Source organism: Streptomyces sp. (genome assembly GCF_031181555.1).
Taxonomy (GTDB): domain Bacteria; phylum Actinomycetota; class Actinomycetes; order Streptomycetales; family Streptomycetaceae; genus Streptomyces; species Streptomyces fimbriatus.
Genome location: NZ_JAPSKQ010000326.1, coordinates 1 through 1,733, shown reverse-complemented (window position 1 = coordinate 1,733; position 1,733 = coordinate 1). Strand labels below are relative to the sequence as shown.

Genomic DNA, 1,733 nt, shown 5'->3' with positions numbered 1-1,733 from the left:
ACGTGCAGGAGCGCACCGTCTTCGGCAAGCCGGTCGCCCACTTCCAGAACACCAAGTTCGAGCTGGCCGCCTGCCAGGCCGAGGTGGACGCCGCCGAGGCCGTCGCCGACCGCGCCCTGGAGGCCCTCGACGCCGGTGAGCTGACCCCCGCCGAGGCGGCCAGCGCCAAGCTGTTCTGCACCGAGGTCGCGCACCGCGTCATCGACCGCTGCCTCCAGCTGCACGGCGGCTACGGCTACATGAACGAGTACCCGATCGCCCGCCTGTACGCGGACAACCGCGTCAACCGCATCTACGGCGGCACCAGCGAGATCATGAAGACGATCATCGCCAAGGACATGGGTCTGTAAGGTCCGCGAAATCCCTGGCGTATACAACTGACCCCATGAGTCAGGCACTTCAGGAACTCCTCGATCTGCTCGACCTCGAGCAGATCGAGGAGAACATCTTCCGCGGCCGGTCCCGCTACGCGGTCGTCCCCCGCGTCTTCGGCGGGCAGGTCGCGGCGCAGGCGCTGGTCGCCGCCGGGCGGACCGTCCCCGAGGACCGGCCCGCCCACTCCCTGCACGCGTACTTCCTGCGCCCCGGCGACCCCGGCGTGCCCATCGTCTACACCGTCGACCGGATCCGCGACGGCCGCTCCTTCACCACCCGCCGGGTGGTCGCGGTCCAGCACGGCAAGCCGATCTTCCACCTCTCGGCGTCCTTCCAGACGTACGAGGAGGGCCTGGACCACCAGGCCCCGATGCCGCCCGCGCCGGACCCGGCCACCCTGCCCACCTCCGAGGAGCGGCTGCGCGGTTACCCCCACCTCGCCCCCGAGGTCGTGGACCGCTTCCTGGAAGCCCGCGCCGCGGTCGACCTGCGCTACGTCGACGAGCCGCCCTACGGCCGCTTCGGCGAGCCGCGCGAACCCCACTCCCAGGTCTGGTTCCGCACCAACGGCAAGCTCGACAGCGACGTCGACGACCCCCTGCTGCACGTCGTCCTCGCCACGTACGTCTCCGACATGACGCTCCTGGACTCCGTCCTCCTCGCCCACGGGCGCGGCGGCTGGGCCGTCGGCGACGTCGTGGGCGCCTCCCTGGACCACGCGATGTGGTTCCACCGCCCGTTCCGCGCCGACGAGTGGTTGCTCTACGACCAGCAGTCCCCGTCGGCCCACGGCGGCCGCGGCCTCGGCCAGGCCCGCATCTACACCCGGGACGGCCGCCTCGCGGTCTCGGTCATCCAGGAGGGCGTGGTCCGGGTCCCCCGGTGACGGGCGTGCACCATGGGTCGTCCGGGGTGCCGATGTACGGGTGCGGGTCTAGGCTGAGTGAGTGAAAGCCGCATGCACGGCATGCTTGGCGCCCTCGGTCCGGTAGCGCGGACCAAGGCCACGGTGATCGCCCGCGTACCACCGGGTGAGCTGGAGGCAACGGCGGCCGAGCCCGTGCTCCACATATGTGCGGTGATACCCAAAGACCCTGTCGCAACGTTCACTTGCGGCTGTGGCCATCACTTCCCACGCCTCCTTCCGGGGAGGTCGGGAACGATGGAGTGAAAGGTATTTCTCATGCGAGCACAACGCTCGAAGCGTGTCTTCGCGGTGTCTGCCGCCGGGCTGATGATGGCCGGCGGGATCGCGCTGGGCACCACCGGCACCGCTTCGGCATCCGAGTCCGTCCAGGAGCACAGTCACAGCAGTTACTGCGACGACTACTGGTGGGACGACGACTGCGACGACAAGG

General features: G+C 69.8%; 2 protein-coding genes. Both read left to right on the top strand.

The features are described 5' to 3' along the window. Nucleotides 1-350: acyl-CoA dehydrogenase family protein (locus tag RIM90_RS31475; RefSeq protein ID WP_309064142.1), on the top strand; the 350-nt coding region annotated here is incomplete at its 5' end. 35 nt (nt 351-385) lie between these two features. Further along, on the top strand, nt 386-1,261 hold the full coding sequence (locus RIM90_RS31470) for an acyl-CoA thioesterase II (protein ID WP_309064141.1): 876 nt from the start codon (nt 386-388) through the stop codon (nt 1,259-1,261). Nucleotides 1,262-1,733 lie beyond the last annotated feature (472 nt).